Raw genomic sequence first — 18,530 nt, forward strand, 5'->3', positions numbered from 1 at the left:
ACGGTCCATGCCCGTACAGACGACCAGGTCCTCGGTAACAGGGGGGCACGTGGATTCCTGGCCCAGAACCACCGCATTTCTGCGGTGGGTCGGCCGGTCGCTGATCGCGGTCGGCGCCATATGGGTTTACGTTCCCCCGCTCGACGATCCGGCCGAGGAGTGGGGGCTGGACCGGCCCCCGCCCGGCCACCCGGAGCAGCTTCGCCCCGACATCCCGCTCAGCGCGGTCGAACAGGACCTGGCACGCCGGCTGTCGAACCCGGAGGGGATCGCATGACCACCGACACCGCGGCTCCCGCGGGAGACCGACTGGCCGAACTGGCCCGGCTCAAGGAACTGGCCGCCCAGGGCCCCGACGAGCAGGCCACCGCCCGGCAGCACGCCAAGGGAAAACTGACCGCCCGCGAGCGCATCGACCTGCTGCTGGACGAGGGGTCGTTCCACGAGATCGAGGCCCTGCGCAGGCACCGCGCGACCGGTTTCGGACTGGAGCACAAGCGCCCGCACACCGACGGTGTGATCACGGGGTGGGGCACCGTCCACGGCCGCACCGTCTTCGTCTACGCCCACGACTTCCGGATCTTCGGCGGCGCCCTCGGCGAGGCGCACGCCCAGAAGATCCACAAGGTGATGGATCTGGCGCTGGCCGCCGGAGCGCCCCTGGTCTCCCTCAACGACGGCGCGGGAGCCCGCATCCAGGAGGGCGTCACCGCGCTCGCCGGATACGGCGGCATCTTCCAGCGCAACACCCGCGCCTCGGGCGTGATCCCGCAGATCTCCGTGATGCTCGGCCCGTGCGCGGGCGGCGCCGCCTACTCGCCCGCGCTCACCGACTTCGTGTTCATGGTGCGCGAGACCTCGCAGATGTTCATCACCGGACCGGACGTCGTCAAGGCCGTCACCGGTGAGGAGATCACCCAGAACGGGCTCGGCGGCGCCGATGTCCACGCCGGCGTCTCCGGCGTCGCGGCCCTCGCCTACGACGACGAGGCCGCCTGCCTGGAGGACGTACGTTTTCTGCTCTCCCTGCTGCCGTCCAACAACCGCGAGACGGCGCCCCACCAGCCCTCGGCCGACCCGGCCGACCGGCTCACCGAGGCGCTCCAGGAGATCGTCCCGGCCAACGCCAACCAGGCGTACGACATCCGCTCGGTGATCGAGGAGATCGTCGACGACGGCGAGTACTTCGAGACCCAGCCGGGCTGGGCGACCAACATCGTGTGCGCACTGGTCCGCCTCGACGGCCATGTCACGGGCATCGTCGCCAACCAGCCCGCCGCCTTCGCCGGGGTGCTCGACATCCACGCCAGCGAAAAGGCCGCGCGCTTCGTGCAGTTCTGCGACGCCTTCGCCATCCCCCTGGTGACCCTCGTCGACGTCCCCGGCTTCCTGCCGGGCGTGGACCAGGAGCACGGCGGCATCATCCGGCACGGCGCCAAGCTGCTCTACGCCTACTGCAACGCGACCGTCCCGCGGGTGCAGCTGATCCTGCGCAAGGCGTACGGCGGCGCGTACATCGTCATGGACTCTCGCTCCATCGGCGCGGACCTGTCGCTGGCGTGGCCGACCAATGAGATCGCGGTCATGGGCGCCGAGGGAGCCGCCAACGTGATCTTCCGCCGGGAGATCGCCGCGGCCGACGACCCGGACGCGGTGCGGGCCCAGAAGATCAAGGAATACCAGGCCGAGCTGATGAACCCCTACTACGCCGCCGAGCGCGGTCTGGTGGACGACGTCATCGATCCCGCCGAGACCCGCTCGGCGCTCATCGGCGCGCTCACGATGCTGCGGAGCAAGTACGCGGACCTCCCCTCCCGCAAGCACGGCAACCCGCCGGTATGACGGGCGAGGAGCAAGAGGCGGAGGCAGCGGCAGGGGTAGAGGCGGCCGAAGCTGCCGTGACCGCCTGGCAGATCACCGGTGGCGCCCCGTCGGCGGAGGAGGCCGCCGCCCTCACCGTGGTCCTGACGGCCCTGCTGGCCCAGCGGGCCGCCGCGGCGCGGGCCGCGGCCGCGGCGGCGGACGGGAAGCCCACCGGCTCCGGCTGGTACCGGGCGCACCGCAATCCGCACACGCCCGCCGGGGCGTGGCGCGGCAGGTGACCGCCGGCCACCGAGGCCCGCTTCAGGGGCGGTTCAAGTACCGCTCCAGCACGGGACGGAACCGTGATGGCGCACAGCACGCACATCCCGCACACCGCGCAGACACGCGCACACGCACACCGTGCACACCGAAACCCACGTCAGGAGAGGCACCATGACGGACGCGAGGCTGGTCGGAACCTGGACCACGGAGCTGGAGGACGACGGAAAGTCCGTGTTCGGGCTGGCATCGTTCACCGGTGACGGCGGCGTCACCTGCTACCAGGTCAACGCCAAGAACATCGGCCTGGGCAACTGGGAGTCCACCGGAAAGGACTCCTTCCAGTACAACTTCCACATCCTCGCGGTCAGCCCGGAGGGCGAACACGTCGGCGAGGCTCATGTCTTCGTGAACGGCGACTTCGTCTCCGACGACCGCTGGGAGGGCACCGGCGGCGCCAACTTCTACTCGCCCAAGGGCGAGTTGCTGCGCGGCCACGAGGGCTCCAAGGTCATCGCCCGCAAGTTCGGCATCGACAAGTAGGCACGAGCCGCGCCGGGTGCCCGCCCGACGGCGCACCCGCCCCGTACCCCCGGACCGGGAACTCACGGAGGAAAGAACCTCATGCTGCGCGATCAACTCAAGGGTGAGCTCGTTCTCCCGTCCGATCCGGGGTACCGGCTCGCCAGGCAACTGCAGAACACCGAGTACGACACGGTCGCCCCGTCGGGCGTCGCCTACTGCGAGTCCCCCGAGGACGTCGTCGCCTGCGTGCGGCACGCACGGGAGACCGGCATCCCGGCGCACATCCGCGGCGCCGGCCACAGCTTCAACGGCTGGTCCACCGGAACCGGCCTGGTCATCGACCTGTCGCGGATGAACCACGCCGTCGCCGACGGCCCCACCGTGCGCATCGGAGCCGGCATCCAGTCCCTCGACGCGCTGGACGCCCTCAAGTCGCAGGGCCGCCAGATCGTCACCGGCACCTTCCCCACCGTCAGCCAGGGCGGTTTCCTGACGGGCGGCGGACTGGGCTGGCAGACCCGCAAGTTCGGCGTCGGCAGCGACCGGATCGTCTCCGCCCGGGTCGTCCTCGCCGACGGCCGGACCGTCCGCGCGTCCGCCGACGAGCACCCTGACCTGTACTGGGCGCTGCGCGGCGGTGGCGGCGGGACCTTCGGCATCGTCACCGAGTTCGCGCTGCGGCCCGTCGACGCCCCGCGGCTGACCGGCTTCGAGACCCTGTGGCCCTACGACGACGCCGCCGACGTGCTGGCCGCCTGGCAGTCCTGGGCCGTCGACGCCGCCGAGGACCTCGGCACCTCCCTGGTCGTACTGCCCGGCATCTTCGGGCCCGACGGCAAGCCGATCGTCAAGATCTGGGGTGTGCACCACGGGGAGCCCGAGGAGCTGGCACGCGCCCTGGACGAGCTCACCGAGCGCACCGGCACCAAGCCCGTGCACCGCGAGGCCGGGGCGCCGGGAGCCTACGCCGACGTGATGCACGAGGTGCTGTGCGGTTCCAAGACCGTCCAGCAGTGCCACCGCACCGGCACCCACCCCGACGCGATCGGCCACCGCCACCCCTACACCCGGCAGGCCTACCGGCTCACCGGCAGGGCCGTGACCCGCGCCGAGGCCGACTCCCTGCTGCGGGCGTGGAACCCGGACCTGGACGACGAGCGCTATCTGCTGTGCATCGCGCTCGGTGGTGCCGCCAACCGCGTCGGCCGCACCGAGACCGCGTATGTGCACCGGGACGCCCAGTTCCTGACGGGCTATCAGATAGCCACCCGTGACGAGGAGTCGGTGGCCCGGGGCCCGGTCGAGCTCGACGAGTGGGCCGACCGTTGCGGCGCGGCCCTCGCCCCGCTGGCCACCGGCTCGTACATCAACTTCCCCAGCTCGCGGGTACCGGCGGACTGGGAGCGCGACCACTACGGGGAGAACACCCCCCGGCTGCGCGAGATCAAGCGGGCCTACGACCCCGACGGCTTCTTCCGGCACGGGCAGAGCATCGACGGGGCGGCGCCGGCCGACCGGTGACGGGGAACGCCGCCCGGCAAGGTCGGCTCGGGCCCGGGGAAGGTGCGGTCCCCGGGCTCGAGTCATGCTCGACGGCCGTACGACCTCCGGCGGAAACCCTGCTCCTATGGACATTCGCAGCCTAGACGGCGACGACCCGGCCACCATCGCCCTCCTCCTCCCGGGCTTCCAGGAGACGATGAGCCGGGAACTGCCCGGCGACCCACCGGTTTCGGAGGCCCTGCTGGCCCGGCTGCTGCAGCGCCGGCACGGCGCCGACCGGATCGTGCTGGCCGCCTTCGACGGCGACCGGCCCGCCGGGTGCACCAAGCTCGGCCTCGACCTCGGCGACCCGGCAGGACCCGGGCACGGCTCGCTGTGGGTCTTCCCCTCCTTCCGCCGCCGCGGCGCCGGCGCCGCCCTGGTGGACGCCGCCCGCGCCGAACTCCGTGCCCGCGGCCGCGGCCACCTCATGGTCGACGCCCCCCGCACCCCCGCCGCCGAGGCCTTCGCCGCCGTCTGCGGCGCGGAACTCCGCGGCACCAACCTGCGCAACCGCCTCTTCCTGCGCGGCCCGGTCCGCGCCGGACTCGACGAGCCGGCCGCCCGTGCGGTCGAGGGGCACCGCCTGGTGCAGTGGACCGACCGCTGCCCGGACGAGCTCGTCGACTCCTACGCACGGGCCTGGGGCACCCTCGACGCGCCGGTCAACGGCCAGGCCGAGGTGCGTACTCCCACCGCCGAGGACGTCCGGCTGCGCGAGGCCGAGGCCGGGCGGGCCGGACACCGGCAGTACGTGAGCGCCGCCGTCGACACGGACACCGGCGAGGTCGCCGGGTACGCCACCCTCTTCGTCCGGGACAGCCCGATGGCCGACGCGGGGGAGACCCTGGTGCTCGCCGGCCGGCGCCGCCGCGGTCTGGGGACCTGGCTCAAGGCCGGCCTGCTGGTCCGGGCCGCCGACGAGAACCCGCGGCTGGCCCTGGTGCAGGCCTGGAACGACGTACACAACGAGGCCGTCGTGGCCCTCAACCGCCGCCTCGGGTTCCAGGCGGACAGCTCCTGGTCGACGTATTCCGTCAAGGCATGACCGCCCGAGCCGGGTTCGAGTCCAGGTCCACCGGCCGTTGCCACGATCCGCGCAGACGGTCACCTTGAGAGGGGTTCCTTGTGAGTAACAGCGGCACACGCGTACTGATCGCCGGCGGCAGCCTCGTCGGCCTGTCCACGGCGGTGTTCCTCGCCCATCACAACGTGCCCTGCACCCTGGTCGAGCGGCACCCCGGCACCTCCATCCACCCCCGCGCCGTCGGCTACTACCCGCGCACCGCCGAACTCCTGCGCACGGTGGGCGTCGAGGAGGCGGCCAAGGCGGCCGCGGCCGGCTTCGAGCAGCACAAGACCCGCGCCGGTGTCGTTTCACTGGCCGGCGAGGTCCTCTTCAGCAAGGAGGAGCTGGCGGGCGGCGACGAGCTCACGGACCTGACCCCCGCCAAGCTTCTGCTGCTGCCGCAGGACCGGCTGGAGCCGATCCTCCGGGCCCGCGCCGAGAAGCTCGGCGCCGATCTGCGGTTCAGCACCGAGCTGGTCTCCTTCGCCCAGGACGCGAACGGCGTCACCGCCGTCGTCAAGGACGCGGACGGCACCGAGAGCACCCTGCAAGCCGACTACCTGGTGGCCGCCGACGGGCCGCGCAGCGCAGTCCGGGAGTCCCTCGGCATCCGGCGCGAAGGCCGCGGGGTGCTCTCCCGGCATGTCAGCATCGCCTTCGGCGCCGACTTCGGCGCGGTCCTCGGGGACCGCCGCTACAGCGTCGTCCACGTCAAGAACGACACGGTCACCGGCATCCTTGTGCACGACGACACCCTCACCGAGGGCACCCTGATCGTCGGCTACGACCCCGAGAAGGGCGAGAGCCTCGACGACTTCACCGACGCCCGCTGCGCCGAGCTGGTCTCCGCAGCGATCGGCTCGGACGCGGTCGAGGTCACCATCCGCTCCCGCTTCCCGTGGGACATGGCCGAGCTCGTCAGCGAGACCTTCGTCCAGGACCGGGTGCTGATCGCCGGCGACGCCGCCCACCAGATCCCGCCCACCGGCGGCTACGGCGCCAACACCGGTATCGCCGACGCCTTCAACCTGGCCTGGAAGCTGGCCCTGGTGCTGGCCGGCACCGCGGGCAGCGCCCTGCTCGACAGCTACCAGGAAGAGCGCGGCCCGGTCGGCACGTACACCGCGCAGCAGGGCTCCCTCCAGCTCGCCCTGCGCTCGGGCACGGCCACCGAGGAGCAGCGTGCCGCCACGGACGACGCGATGACCGTGACCATGGGCCAGGCCTACCGCTCCGGGGCCTTCATCCCCGAGGCCGGCGCGCAGCGGCTGCCGCTGACCTCCGACCCGCGCACCCTGCGCGGCGAGCCCGGCACCCGCGCCCCGCACGTGGTGGTGGAGCGCGACGGCACCCCGGTGACCACGCTGGACCTGTTCGGCAGCGGCTTCGTGCTGCTCGCCGGGGCGGACGGCGGCTCCTGGGCAGCGGCGGCCGCGGCCGCCGGCTCCGCGCTCGGGACGGACCTCGCCTTCCACCGCATCGCGCCGACCGCCGAGCGCGGGGCGCTGGCCGATCCGGACGGCCGCTGGGCCGATGCCTACGGGGTGGGCCCCGCGGGTGCCGTCCTGGTCCGCCCGGACGGGATCGTCGCCTGGCGTGTCACGGGCGCCGTCCCCTCCGGTGAGCAGGGCGCGGTGCTGGAGGCGGCGCTGCGCCGGATCCTGGCCCGCTGAGCGACGCGGGACGGCCGGCCGGCCGGCGGACGTATCCGGCGCCCGTCACGTCGTTCCGCACACCGGGCCCACCACTCCTTGCCAGACTGCACGCACAGATCCCCTCGAACGAGCCGAACGACCCACTTCTCGGAAGGACTTGCACATGCGGGACACCCAGGACTTCGACTTCGACGTCCTCATCGTCGGCGGAGGCCCGGTGGGCATGCTGCTCGCCTCCGAGCTCCGCATCGCCCGTGTCGACACGGTGGTGCTGGAGCGCCTCCCCGAGCGCACTCCGCACTCCAAGGCCTTCGGCCTGCACGCCCGTTCGCTGGAGTCGCTCGACCGCCGCGGCCTGGCCGAGCGTTTCCGCGACGGCGCCCGCTCGTGGAGCAACGGCCACTTCGCCGGCCTCGACGTCTGGGTCGACTTCTCCCTGCTCGACAGCGCCCACAACTACGCGCTGCTCTCCGAGCAGACCCGCACCGAGCGCCTGCTGGAGGAGCGCGCCCAGGAGTTCGGCTGCGAGATACGCCGCGGCCACGAGGTGACCGCCGTCCGCCAGGACGACAACGGCGCCGAGGTCGACGTCACCGGCCCCGACGGCGCGTACACCCTGCGGGGCCGCTATGTGGTGGGCACCGACGGCGGCCGCAGCCTGGTCCGCAAGTCCGCGGGCATCGGCTTCCCCGGCACCGGCGGCCGCGTCACCGCTCGCCTGGCCGACGTCGTCCTCGCCGACCGGGAGAACGCCCCGATGGGCATGGAGCGCACCCAGCGCGGACTGCTCTTCTGCGTCCCGCTCGACGAGACGTACCACCGTGTCGCCACCTTCGACTTCGAGCACGGCAAGGAGGCGGGTTCCGAGCTGACGCTGGAGGAGTTCACCGACAGCCTGCGCACGATCTGGGGCGACGACCTCGGCGCGAGCCGGCCGCGCTGGCTGTCCTGGTTCACCGACTCCGCCTGCCAGGCCGAGCGCTACCGCGAGGGCCGCGTCTTCCTCGCCGGCGACGCCGCGCACACCCACTTCCCGGTCGGCGGCCAGGGCGTCAACCTCGGCCTCCAGGACGCCTTCAACCTCGGCTGGAAGCTCGCCGCCGACATCCACGGCTGGGCGGCCGAGGGCCTGCTCGACACGTACGACCAGGAGCGGCAGGAGCCCGCCCGCAAGGTGCTGGCCAACACCCGCGCCCAGATCGCGCTGATGAACCCCGACCCGTACGTCACCCAGCTGCGCGAGCTGTTCCAGGACCTGATGGCCAAGGACCAGGTCAACCGGCATATCGCCGAGATGCTCAGCGGTGTCCGGGTCCGCTACGACCTCGCGGGACCCGAGCACCGGCTGCTCGGCGACTTCGCCCGTGATCTGCGGCTGAAGACCGACGAGGGCGACGAGACCCTTCCTGAGTTCCTGCACCGGGGCACCTTCGTCCTGCTCGACCTGGCCGGCATCCCGGAGGTGTCCGCGGTCCACGACGAGTGGGCCGCCGGTCAGGAGTGGGCCGGCCGCGTCCGGCACGTCGTGGCCGCCTGCGAGGACGAGCCGGGGCTGGCCGGTGTGCTGGTCCGCCCCGACGGCTACATCGCCTGGGCGGCGGACACGTCCGCGCCCGCCGCCGAGATCGCCGACGGCCTGCGTACGGCCCTGGCCACCTGGGCCGGCACCAGCGGGCGATAGGGCCTGAAAAAGCTCCCCCGAAGCGGCCCGGTCACGCCTTCCCCCGAGCGTGCCTCCCCGGCCGAAAGGGCCGCCTCACCCCCGCGAACCGCGGTGGGGAGGCGGCCCTTTGCCGTGCCGTCTGACCGCCCCTGAGGCCCGCTGCAGGCCGCTTCGAGTGGGACTCCACGCGAGGCGGCCATCGTCGGGACAGGACCTGTGCGGTCCTTCAGGTGAAGCTTGCTAGGAGGCTTGCGTGACAACGACGGATGACCGTACGACGGCCGCGGCGGTCGACCCCGGTCCGCTGATCAAGCTGACCATCGCGGACTGCGCGGCCAAGGTGCTGCACAGCGCCGTGACCCTCGGCGTGTTCGGCGCCCTCGCCGAGGGGCCCGCGGGCGCGGACCACATCGTCGCCGCGACCGGCTTGCACCGGCGCATGGCCGACGACTTCCTGGACGCACTGGCCGGCCTCGGCCTGCTCGAACGGTCCGGGGACCGGTACAGCAACGCCCCGCTGGCCCAGGCGTATCTCGTGCCCGGCACCGCCACCTACCTCGGCGGCTTCGTCGAGCTCACCAACGAGACCCTGTACGGCACTTGGGGCCGGCTCACCGAGGCGCTGACCACCGGCACCCCGCAGCACCTCGACCCCGACAAGGGCGGCTTCGTCGGGGACAAGCACAAGGACCCGGAGAAGATGAAGCGCTTCTTCGCCGGCCTCGACGCGTACAGCGACCGGATGGGCATCGAGCTCGCCGGCCGCATCGACTGGAGCCGCTACTCCTCCTTCGTCGACCTCGGCGGCGCGCGCGGCAACCTCGCGTCCGTCCTGGTCAAGGAGCACCCGCACCTGACGGCCGGGGTGTTCGACCTGGAGCGCACCCGCCCGCTGTTCACCGAGCACACCGGCCGCCTCGGCCTCGGCGACCGCATCGCGTTCACCGGCGGCGACTTCTTCACCGACGACATCCCCAAGGCCGATGTCATCGTGCTCGGCCACATCCTGCACGGCTTCGACACCGACCGCCGCCGCGAACTGCTGCGCCGCGTCCACGAGTCCGTCAACCCGGGCGGGCGGATCCTCGTCTACGACCGGATGATCGACGACGAGCGCCGCAACGCCGAGCGGCTGCTGTCCAGCCTCCACATGCGCCTGGTCAGCCCCGACGGCTCGGAGTACCGGACCGAGGACGTCCGCACCTGGCTGAGCGAGGCCGGCTTCACCGACAGCACCGCGGAGCCGCTGCTCGGCACGCACACGCTGGTCACCGCGGCCCGATGACCGCCCTGCCGAAGCCGCCCGCCCCGACCACCGTCCGACCACCGAAGGAATCAGCATGAGCCAGGAGAAGGTGCCCGTTCTCATCGTCGGCGGCGGCCTCGCGGGCCTGTCCGCCGCGGTGTTCCTCGCCCACCACGGGGTGCGGGCCACGCTGGTGGAGCGCCACCCCGGCACCTCCACCCACCCCAAGGCCCGCGCCATCAACCCGCGCACGATGGAGCTCTACCGCGCGGTGGGCATGGCAGAGCGGGTGACCGCCGGACGTTCACCGATCTCCGGCAACACCGACCTGGTGCACGTCGAGACCCTCGCCGGCAACGAGCGGGTCCGGATGCCCAACGCGTCCATCGAGGACATCAGCCGGATCAGCCCCGCCCAGTGGACCCTGATCGACCAGAACCAGCTCGAACCCATCCTGCGCAAACGGGCCGAGGAGGTCGGCGTCGACCTGCGCTTCCACACCCGGCTCGACGCCGCCGCCCAGGACCCGGACGGCGTGACCGCCACCCTGACCCACCTCGGCTCCGGCGAGACCTCCGAGCTGCGCGCCGAGTACGTCGTCGCCGCCGACGGCAGCCGCAGTCCGGTCCGCGAACTTCTGGGCATCGGCGCCCATGGCCGCGGCACCCTCACCAACCTGGTCAGCTTCTTCTTCGACGCCGACCTGACGGGTCCGCTGCGTGGCCGCAAGATCATCGCCGCCTACGTCAACAACCCCGAGGTGCGCGGCACGATCATCCCGCTCGACAACGACCGCAAGTGGGTCATCAACGTCTCCTTCTTCCCCGACAAGGGGCAGCGCGCCGAGGACTTCACCCAGGAGCGCTGTGTCGAACTGGTCCGGGCCGCCGTCGGCGTCCCCGACCTGCCGCTGACGATCGAGTCGGTCAACATGCCGGCCTGGGACATCTCGGCGCGCGTCGCCGACACCTTCACAGCGGGCCGCTTCCTCATCGCCGGCGACGCCGCGCACGTCATGCCGCCCACCGGCGCCTTCGGCGCCAGCACCGGCATCCAGGACGCCTACAACCTGGCCTGGAAGCTGGCCCTGGTGCTGGGCGGCAAGGCAGGCCCCGGGCTGCTCGCCTCGTACGACGCCGAGCGCCGCCCGGTCGCCGAGGAGACCGTGCGGCAGGCCATGCTGCGCTTCGCCGTCCGCGAGGGCAAGCAGTTCCAGGACGTCGCCGAGGACCTGGTCGACGAGACCACCATGACCTTCGGCTACGCCTACCCGGCGGGCGCGTTCGTCGGCGAGGACCCGGAACTGTGGACCGTCACCGAGGACCCGGACAAGCCCAGCGGCCGGCCCGGCTCGCGCGCCCCGCATGTGGTGGTCGAAGGTGAGCACGGCCCGTACTCCACCGTCGACCTCTTCCCGGTCGGCTTCACGCTGCTGACCGCCGGTCCCACCGCCCCGTGGGCCGCGGCCGCCGCGGCCGGCCGTGACCTCGGCCTGGTGCTGACCGTCCGCGGCATCGGCCGGGGTGGCGACTACGCCGACACGGAGGACGCCTTCAAGCAGCGGTACGGCATCGCCGACGGCGGCGCGGTCCTGGTCCGCCCCGACGGCTTCGTCGCCTGGCGCTCCCACGGCCGCCCCGCAGGGGACGTCGCGCAGACCCTGACCGGCGTGCTGCGACAGATCCTGTCCCTGGACTGACCGGCACCGCCGCCCGGCGGACACGACTCGGCGCGCCTCCCGGAGTCGGGAGGCGCGCCGAGTCGTGGTGCGCGGGATCCGGCCGGCTCAGACCGTGCGCGACAGCAGCCGGTGGACGACCGCCGACAGCTCGACGGCCGGGTCGGCGGGCTGCTCGGCGGTGCGCCAGGCCAGGAACCCGTCCGGGCGGACCAGCGCGGCACCGGAGGCGGTGATCCCGTACTTCTTCAGGAACTCCTCGACCACCTCGGCCGGTTCCTCGCCGCCCACCCGGTGGCAGACGAGATCGAGGCCGGTGAGCCGGGAGACACCGCCCGCGGCGCGCTCCCACAGGGCGCCGTCGGGGCCGGCCAGCAGTCGCCAGCCGCCGGTCAGCAGATCGTGCAGCGGGGTGTCGGTACCCCCGCTGCGCAGCTCGACGTGCGGGGCGCGGGTGCCCGGACGGCCCGAGGGCTGGGTGGGGTCCTCCACCGGGGCGCCGTCGTCCGCGCCCGGCTCGGACAGCACCGCGCCCGAACGGTAGACATGGCCGAACAGCACGGTGGTCTCCGGGCGGTGCCGGGCCGCGACCTCCTCGTCCAGGCCACTGCGCTGGAGGTAGCGGATCACCCCCTGCTCGACGGTGAACTCGGCGACCGGGACGCGCTCCTCCTCGTAGGTGTCCAGCAGCTCGGGCCCGGCCTGCCCGCGGAGCACCAGCGCCAGCTTCCACGCCAGGTTGTGCGCGTCCTGCACGCCCATGTTGCCGCCGAACCCGCCGGTGGGCGGCATGACATGGGCCGCGTCACCGGCCAGCAGCACCCGGCCCGAACGGAACCGGTCGGCGACCCGCGCGGCGATCTCCCAGCTGCTGCTCGTCTCGACGGCCACGTCCAGGTCCGGCACGCCGACCGCGGCCCGCACCATCTCGACGCAGTCCTCCTCGGAGTACTCGGTGTGGGTCTCCTCCGGCGGCAGGCTCGGCGCCAGCACCCAGCGGTCCGCGTCGTCGAGCCGGCCGAGCACGCCCTTGACCTTGTCGTTGCTGACGAAGCAGAGGAAGAACTCGCGGCCCGCGACGTACTCGTCGAGCGCGGCGTGGAAGATGACGTTCATCTGCCGGCCGAAGACACCCTGGCCGTGCGTGCCGATGCCCAGCCCCTCACGGATCGGGCTGCGGAACCCGTCCGCCGCGACCAGGTACGCGGCGCGGACCGTGGTCTCGGTGTCGTGCCGCAGGTCCCGCAGCACCGCGGTGACCCCGTCGGCGTCCTGCTCGTAGCTCACCAGCTCGGTGCCGAAGCGGATGTCGGCGCCCAGCTCCTCGGCCTTGGCGCGCAGCACCGGCTCGAAGCGGTCCTGGCCGATCAGGGTCCAGCCGGTCGTGCTGACCTCGTTCGGGTCATGGCGGAAGGGCCCGTCGAACCGGCCGAGTTCGGCCCCCGTCAGCGACTCCACCTGCAGGATGTCGCCGTACTGCGCATGCGGGTTCTCCTGCGCGCGTACCTTCCGCTCCAGGCCCAGGGCCCGGATCAGCTCCATCGTGCGAGGGCTGGCGGCCTGCGCCCGCGGATGCGCCGAGATGTGCGCGTGCCGCTCGACGAGGACCGGCCGTATGCCCTGCTGGGCGAGGAACAGGGACTGGGCCAGGCCCACCATGCTGCCGCCCACGATCAGTACGTCAGTTTGCTCCGTCACCGGATGCGCTCCTTGTCTCGATGCCGATCTGTCCCGATGGGGTTCTGTCCCGCTGCCGGTTCCGTCCCGATGCGGTTCCGGACACTCCCGGCCAGCCAACAGCGGTCGGCTAGAGAACCGCTCGCACTCCGAACGCGCCCTGTATCGCGGCGACTTGGGCGTCCGCTTCGTCCAGACCGCTTCGAGTGGCGCACGAGGCCCGGCTGAAATCTTCGAACCGCTGTTGACGTACCGCTGTTGACGATCCGCGCTGGACGGGAGGTCTCGGGCCGTGGTGGAAACCCTGAGTGTGCTGGTGCTGTTGGGCACCGGGCTGGTGGCGGGGGTGCTGTTCGCCGTGGCGATCAGCGTGATGCCCGCCCTGATCGCGATGACGCCCGATCGCTACGTCGACACCCACAAGCTGCTCGGCAAGCGCTACGACCGGATCATGCCGTTCATCGTGAGCGGCTCCGTCGTCATCGACGCGGCCTTCGCCGTGCGCGCCGAAGAGACAGGGCCCCGGGCGCTGTTCATCGCCGCCGCACTGGCCATGACCGGCGTCGCCGTGGTCTCCCAGACCCGGAACGTGCCCATCAACAACCGGGTGAAGAAGACCCGGCCCGAGGACCTCGGCCCCGGCTGGGAGGACCCGCGCGTGCAGTGGCGGGACTGGCATCTGCTGCGCACCTGCTTCGCCGTCGCCGGCTGCGCCCTGACCGCCGCCGCCGTGGTGCTGTCATGACCGCCGAGTCCGCGCAGTCCGCCCGGTCAGCGCAGTCCGCCGCGGCGGGACCGCGCATCACCCGCGCCCTGCCCGGCGCCGAGGACCGCGCCGCCGCCAATGCCCGCATGATCGCGATCCTCTCGAAGCCGGACCCGGGACCGGTCGCCGAACATCTGGCCCTGCTGCACTTCACCGGACGCCGCTCCGGCCGGCTGCTGGTGGTACCCGCCGGAGTGCACCGCCTCGACGGCCGGCTGGTCGTGGCGACCGGCAGCGCCTGGCGGCACAACTTCGCCGGCGGCGCCGACGGCGGGCTCACCTGGCGCGGCCGGCGCAGCCCGGCCCGCTTCGAGCTGATCACGGACCCCGAGCTGACCGCCCGCGGCTACCTGGAGCTGTACGAGCGCTACGGCCCCGAGGCCGGCCGGCGCCGCCTCGGCATCGCCGTCACCGCGCAGCCCACCCTGGACGACTTCCGCGCCGCCGTCGCCGACGCCCCGCTCGCCCTCGTCGCCGTATCGGCCGACCTCGGCGACACCACCGAACTCGCCATGAATGAGAGGACCTCCCGATGAGCGCAATCGCCGGCTGGGTCGACTTCGAGCGGGACCTGTCCCCGCAGGCCGACGTCGTCGAGGCCATGACGGCCGCCCTGGCCCACCGCGGCCCCGACGGCCAGGGCATCTGGGCCGAGGGCCATGCCGCGCTCGCCCACCGGCGGCTGGCCCTCCGCGACACCACGGAGACCGGCCGGCAGCCGGCCGTCCACACCACCGAGGGCGGCACCACCGTCGCGGTCCTCTCGCTCGACGGTGCTGTCACCAACCACGCCGAGCTGCGCGCCGAACTGGCCACCAGGGGCCACCGGTTCACCGGCGGCGGCGACGGCGAGACCGCCCTGCACGCCTACCTGGAGTGGGGCACCGACTTCCTCCCGCACCTCGAAGGACTCTTCGCGATCGCCCTGTGGGACGCCCGCCGCCAGGAGCTCCTGCTGGCCCGCGACCGCCTCGGCGTGAAGCCGCTCAGCTACTACCCGACCCCCACCGGCGTGCTGTTCGGCTCCGAGCCCAAGGCGATCCTCGCCCACCCCGACGTGGCGCCGGTCGTGGACGCCGACGGCCTGCGCGAACTGTTCGCGCACAGCCGCAAGCCCGGCACCTCCGTCTACCGCGGCATGCGCGAGGTCGTCCCCGGCCATGTGCTCGTCGTCCGCCGCCCCGGCAGCCGGGAGCAGCGCTACTGGTCGCTGCCCGCCCGGCAGCACACCGACAGCCTCCAGGACACCGTCGACACCGTCCGCGCTCTGCTCGCCGACGCGGTCGGCTCCCATCTGCGCGCCGACGTGCCGGTGGCCGCCATGCTCTCCGGCGGTATCGACTCCAGCGCCCTGACCGCCCTCGCCCACCGGACGCTGACCGCCGACGGCGCCGGCCCGCTGCGCAGCTTCTCGGTGAACTTCACCGGCTACACCGAGAACTTCGAGCCGCACCCCACGATGCGCGCCACACCCGACGCGCCCTTCGCGGCGCTCGCCTCGCAGCACATCGGCTCCCGGCACAGCGAGATCCTGCTGGACACGGCCGCCCTCACCGACCCCGAGGTGCACGCGGCAGCGCTGCGCGTCCAGGACGCCCCGTCCCCGCTCGGCGACATGGACGTCTCCCTCATCCAGTTCTTCGCCCGGCTCCGGGAGGCGGGCTTCGCCGCCGTGCTCTCCGGCGAGACCGCCGACGAGGTCTTCAACGGCTACTTCTGGGCGTACGACCCGAAGCACAGCAACTCGCAGACGTTCCCGTGGGTCTCCTTCGAGCGTGGCCACGACGCCGCCGCGGGCGGCCTGGGCACCTCCATGGTCGACCGGCAGCTGCGCAAGGAGCTCGACTTCCTCGGCTACGCCGACCAGCACTACCGCGACGCCCTCACCGAGGTCCCGCACCTCGACGGCGACTCCGCCGCCGAGCGCCGGGCCCGTGAGGTCACCTATCTCGCCCTCACCCGCTGGGCACCCACCCACCTCGACCGCGCCGACCGCATGAGCATGGCGCACGGCGTGCAGCTGCGGCCCCCGTTCTGCGACCGGGCGCTCGTCGAGTACGTCTACAACGTGCCGTCCACCATGAAGCGGGTGGCCGGCGTCGAGAAGAGCCTGCTGCGCTCCGCGGTCGCCGACCTGCTGCCCGAGGCCGTACTCCAGCGCAAGAAGAGCGCCTACCCCACCACCCAGGAAGCGGCCTACGGGGACTTCGTGCGCCGTCGGTTCGTCGAGCTGGCCACGGACCGCGACGCCGCCGTCGCCGGGCTGCTCGACACCTCGGCGTCGGCCGCTGCGCTGACCGCCGACGGCTCGCCGCAGGGCGCCTTCGCCTGGGTCGAGCGGGCCAGCATGGAAATGGTGCTGCAGCTGGAGACCTGGCTGACCGAGTACCGGATCGACCTGCGGATCTGACCCCGCGGGCCGCCGGTCCAGACCGTTTCAAGACACGTTCGAGAACCGCCCGCGAGGGTGGGACAACGACCGAAGAAGCCAGGAGGGCAACGTGCACCGCACACTGATCGTGGCGCGGATGGACCTCGCCGACGCCGAAGGCGTCGCCAAGGTCTTCGCGGATTCGGACAGCACCGACCTGCCGCACATGGTGGGCGTCTCCAGGCGGACCCTGTTCGCCTTCCACGACCTGTACTTCCACCTCGTAGAGGCGGAGCAGGACATCGGCCCCAACCTCTACAAGGCCCGCAGCCACCCGCTCTACAACGACATCAACACCCGGCTGCAGGAGTTCATCTCCCCCTACGACCCGAACTGGCGCGAGCCGCGTGACGCGATGGCCGTCCCGTTCTACTCATGGACCCCGCAGAGCGGGCCGGTCGTCACCCCGCCGTCCGCCCCGAACCTGGGCGGTGCCCGATGACCACCGCCGCGACCCCCAGCAAGGTCAACCTGGAAGAGGTGGCCGCCAACCGCAAGCGCGGCGGCGACATCCGGATCACCCTCAGCCCGCGCACCGTCGGCTGCACCTCAGGGTTCGGCGGCACGCTGCGCCTGGCCGAGGGCGAGTACGTCACCGAGCATCTGCACCCGTACTCCGAGGAGTTCCTGCACGTCATCTCCGGCGACCTGGAGATCACCCTCGACGACGAGCCCATACGCATCGGTCCCGGCGACTCGCTGCTCGTCCCGATCGGTGTCCGCCACCGCCTGGTCAACGCCGGGCAGCAGCCGGCGCAGGTGGTCTTCCATCTGTCCCCGCTGGCGCCCCGCCCGGAGCTCGGCCATGTCGACACCGAGGCCCCGCTCGTCGAGGGCGGCGCCAACCCGGACGTCGGAGGGGCCCGATGAGCCGTCGTGCCGTCATCACCGGGGTCGGCGCCGTCGCCCCCGGCGGCATCGGCCGGGACGCCTACTGGGACCTGCTCTCCAACGGCCGTACGGCCACCCGGGAGATCAGCCTGTTCGACGCGGCGAAGTTCCGCTCCCGGGTCGCCGCCGAGTGCGACTTCGACCCGGTGGCCGCGGGCCTGAGCCCCCAGGAAGTCCGCCGGATGGACCGGGCCGCCCAGTTCGCGGTGGTCGCGGCCCGAGAGGCCGTCGAGGACAGCGGCATCGACCTCGGAGCCGTCGACCCGGGCCTGATCGGTGTCAGCATCGGCAGTGCCGTCGGCTGCACCACCGGCCTGGAGGACGAGTACGCGGTCCTGTCGGACGGCGGCCGGAACTGGCTGGTCGACCACACCTACGGCGTCCCGCACCTGTACGGCTACATGGTCCCCAGCACGCTGGCGGCCGAAGTCGCCCGGCAGGGCGGGGCGGAGGGCCCGGTCGCACTGATCTCCACCGGCTGCACCTCCGGTCTCGACGCGGTCGCCCACGGCGTCCAGCTCATCGAGGAGGGCACCGCCGACATCGTCATCGCGGGGGCCACCGACGCCCCGCTGTCGCCGATCACCTCCGCCTGCTTCGACGCGATCAAGGCCACCACGCCCAACACCGACGACGACCCCGCCCACGCCTCCCGGCCCTTCGACGGGCGCCGCGACGGCTTCGTCCTCGGCGAGGGATCCGCGGTCATGGTGATCGAGGAGGCCGGGGCCGCCCGGCGCCGCGGCGCCACCGTCTACGCCGAGGTGGTCGGCTTCGCCAGCCGCTCCAACGCCTTCCACATGACCGGGCTCAAGCCCGACGGCCGCGAGATGGCCGAGGCCATCCGCGTCGCCCTGGACCGGGCCCGGCTCGACCCGGAGGACATCGACTACATCAACGCGCACGGCTCGGGCACCAAGCAGAACGACCGGCACGAGACGGCCGCGTTCAAGCGGAGCCTGGGGCAGCGCGCCTACGAGGTGCCGGTCAGTTCGATCAAGTCGATGATCGGGCACTCGCTGGGTGCGATCGGCTCCCTGGAGGTCGCCGCCTGCGCGCTGGCACTGCGCCACCAGGTCGTGCCGCCGACGGCGAACCTGTCGGTCCCCGACCCGCAGTGCGACCTCGACTATGTGCCGATGACCGCCCGCGAGCACCGCATGGACCACGTGCTGAGCGTCGGCAGCGGCTTCGGCGGCTTCCAGAGCGCCATGGTCCTCGGCCGCCCCGGGAGATCGGGGGAGGCGGCATGAGCGAGCGCAGCGAGCGAATCAACAAGAGGTGCGTGCCTCGCGAATGCGGGGC

At 72.5% G+C, this 18,530-nt stretch carries 17 protein-coding genes; 16 read left to right on the forward strand and 1 reads right to left on the reverse strand.

The window, feature by feature from the left end:
* Positions 1-7: 7 nt before the first annotated feature.
* From FCH28_RS20060 to FCH28_RS39730, 10 genes are all read left to right on the forward strand, one after another.
* Positions 8-277 (forward strand): DUF6059 family protein, encoded by a 270-nt coding sequence (locus FCH28_RS20060; protein ID WP_222852442.1) that lies wholly within the window; start codon positions 8-10, stop codon positions 275-277.
* Positions 274-1,842, forward strand: a complete 1,569-nt coding sequence (locus FCH28_RS20065) for an acyl-CoA carboxylase subunit beta (RefSeq protein ID WP_136741421.1) — start codon at positions 274-276, stop codon at positions 1,840-1,842. The genes FCH28_RS20060 and FCH28_RS20065 overlap by 4 nt, the downstream gene beginning before the upstream one ends.
* A gap of 56 nt (positions 1,843-1,898) precedes the next feature.
* Positions 1,899-2,102, forward strand: coding sequence for an acyl-CoA carboxylase subunit epsilon (locus FCH28_RS20070; RefSeq protein ID WP_136741422.1), 204 nt, complete (start codon positions 1,899-1,901; stop codon positions 2,100-2,102).
* A gap of 154 nt (positions 2,103-2,256) precedes the next feature.
* Entirely contained in the window at positions 2,257-2,625 is a 369-nt protein-coding gene (locus tag FCH28_RS20075; RefSeq protein ID WP_136741423.1) for a hypothetical protein, read from the forward strand.
* Positions 2,626-2,706: 81 nt separating this feature from the next.
* Positions 2,707-4,128, forward strand: coding sequence for an FAD-binding oxidoreductase (locus tag FCH28_RS20080; protein ID WP_136741424.1), 1,422 nt, complete (start codon positions 2,707-2,709; stop codon positions 4,126-4,128).
* A gap of 106 nt (positions 4,129-4,234) precedes the next feature.
* Positions 4,235-5,197: a GNAT family N-acetyltransferase gene (locus FCH28_RS20085; RefSeq protein ID WP_169314208.1), complete on the forward strand. Its 963-nt coding sequence runs from the start codon at positions 4,235-4,237 to the stop codon at positions 5,195-5,197.
* 80 nt (positions 5,198-5,277) lie between these two features.
* Entirely contained in the window at positions 5,278-6,891 is a 1,614-nt protein-coding gene (locus FCH28_RS20090) for an FAD-dependent oxidoreductase (RefSeq protein WP_136741426.1), read from the forward strand.
* A 145-nt stretch (positions 6,892-7,036) separates the two neighbouring features.
* Positions 7,037-8,554: an FAD-dependent monooxygenase gene (locus FCH28_RS20095; RefSeq protein WP_136741427.1), complete on the forward strand. Its 1,518-nt coding sequence runs from the start codon at positions 7,037-7,039 to the stop codon at positions 8,552-8,554.
* A gap of 235 nt (positions 8,555-8,789) precedes the next feature.
* A complete protein-coding gene (locus FCH28_RS20100) occupies positions 8,790-9,821 on the forward strand; it encodes a methyltransferase (RefSeq protein ID WP_136741428.1) in 1,032 nt (343 codons plus the stop codon).
* 55 nt (positions 9,822-9,876) lie between these two features.
* On the forward strand, positions 9,877-11,481 hold the full coding sequence (locus tag FCH28_RS39730) for an FAD-dependent oxidoreductase (protein ID WP_136741429.1): 1,605 nt from the start codon (positions 9,877-9,879) through the stop codon (positions 11,479-11,481).
* A gap of 87 nt (positions 11,482-11,568) precedes the next feature.
* Here FCH28_RS39730 and FCH28_RS20110 read toward each other — a convergent pair whose 3' ends face one another.
* Positions 11,569-13,158, reverse strand: coding sequence for an FAD-dependent monooxygenase (locus tag FCH28_RS20110; protein ID WP_136741430.1), 1,590 nt, complete (start codon positions 13,156-13,158; stop codon positions 11,569-11,571).
* A 271-nt stretch (positions 13,159-13,429) separates the two neighbouring features.
* On the opposite strand from FCH28_RS20110, the gene FCH28_RS20115 reads away from it, so the two are divergent.
* The 6 genes from FCH28_RS20115 (at position 13,430) to FCH28_RS20140 (ending at position 18,478) form a co-directional block, all read left to right on the forward strand.
* A complete protein-coding gene (locus FCH28_RS20115) occupies positions 13,430-13,882 on the forward strand; it encodes an anthrone oxygenase family protein (protein WP_136741431.1) in 453 nt (150 codons plus the stop codon).
* Positions 13,879-14,439, forward strand: coding sequence for a hypothetical protein (locus tag FCH28_RS20120; protein ID WP_136741432.1), 561 nt, complete (start codon positions 13,879-13,881; stop codon positions 14,437-14,439). The genes FCH28_RS20115 and FCH28_RS20120 overlap by 4 nt, the downstream gene beginning before the upstream one ends.
* Positions 14,436-16,313 carry an asparagine synthase (glutamine-hydrolyzing) gene (asnB, locus tag FCH28_RS20125; RefSeq protein WP_136741433.1) on the forward strand — a complete coding sequence of 626 codons (1,878 nt, stop codon included), beginning with the start codon at positions 14,436-14,438 and terminating at the stop codon, positions 16,311-16,313. Before FCH28_RS20120 ends, asnB begins: the two co-directional genes overlap by 4 nt.
* 91 nt (positions 16,314-16,404) lie before the next feature.
* Positions 16,405-16,776 carry a TcmI family type II polyketide cyclase gene (locus tag FCH28_RS20130; protein ID WP_136741434.1) on the forward strand — a complete coding sequence of 124 codons (372 nt, stop codon included), beginning with the start codon at positions 16,405-16,407 and terminating at the stop codon, positions 16,774-16,776.
* Positions 16,773-17,204 (forward strand): cupin domain-containing protein, encoded by a 432-nt coding sequence (locus FCH28_RS20135; RefSeq protein ID WP_136741435.1) that lies wholly within the window; start codon positions 16,773-16,775, stop codon positions 17,202-17,204. Before FCH28_RS20130 ends, FCH28_RS20135 begins: the two co-directional genes overlap by 4 nt.
* Positions 17,201-18,478: a beta-ketoacyl-[acyl-carrier-protein] synthase family protein gene (locus tag FCH28_RS20140; RefSeq protein ID WP_136741436.1), complete on the forward strand. Its 1,278-nt coding sequence runs from the start codon at positions 17,201-17,203 to the stop codon at positions 18,476-18,478. Before FCH28_RS20135 ends, FCH28_RS20140 begins: the two co-directional genes overlap by 4 nt.
* Positions 18,479-18,530: the final 52 nt, after the last annotated feature.

The organism is Streptomyces piniterrae (assembly GCF_005048155.1).
Lineage (GTDB): Bacteria > Actinomycetota > Actinomycetes > Streptomycetales > Streptomycetaceae > Streptomyces > Streptomyces piniterrae.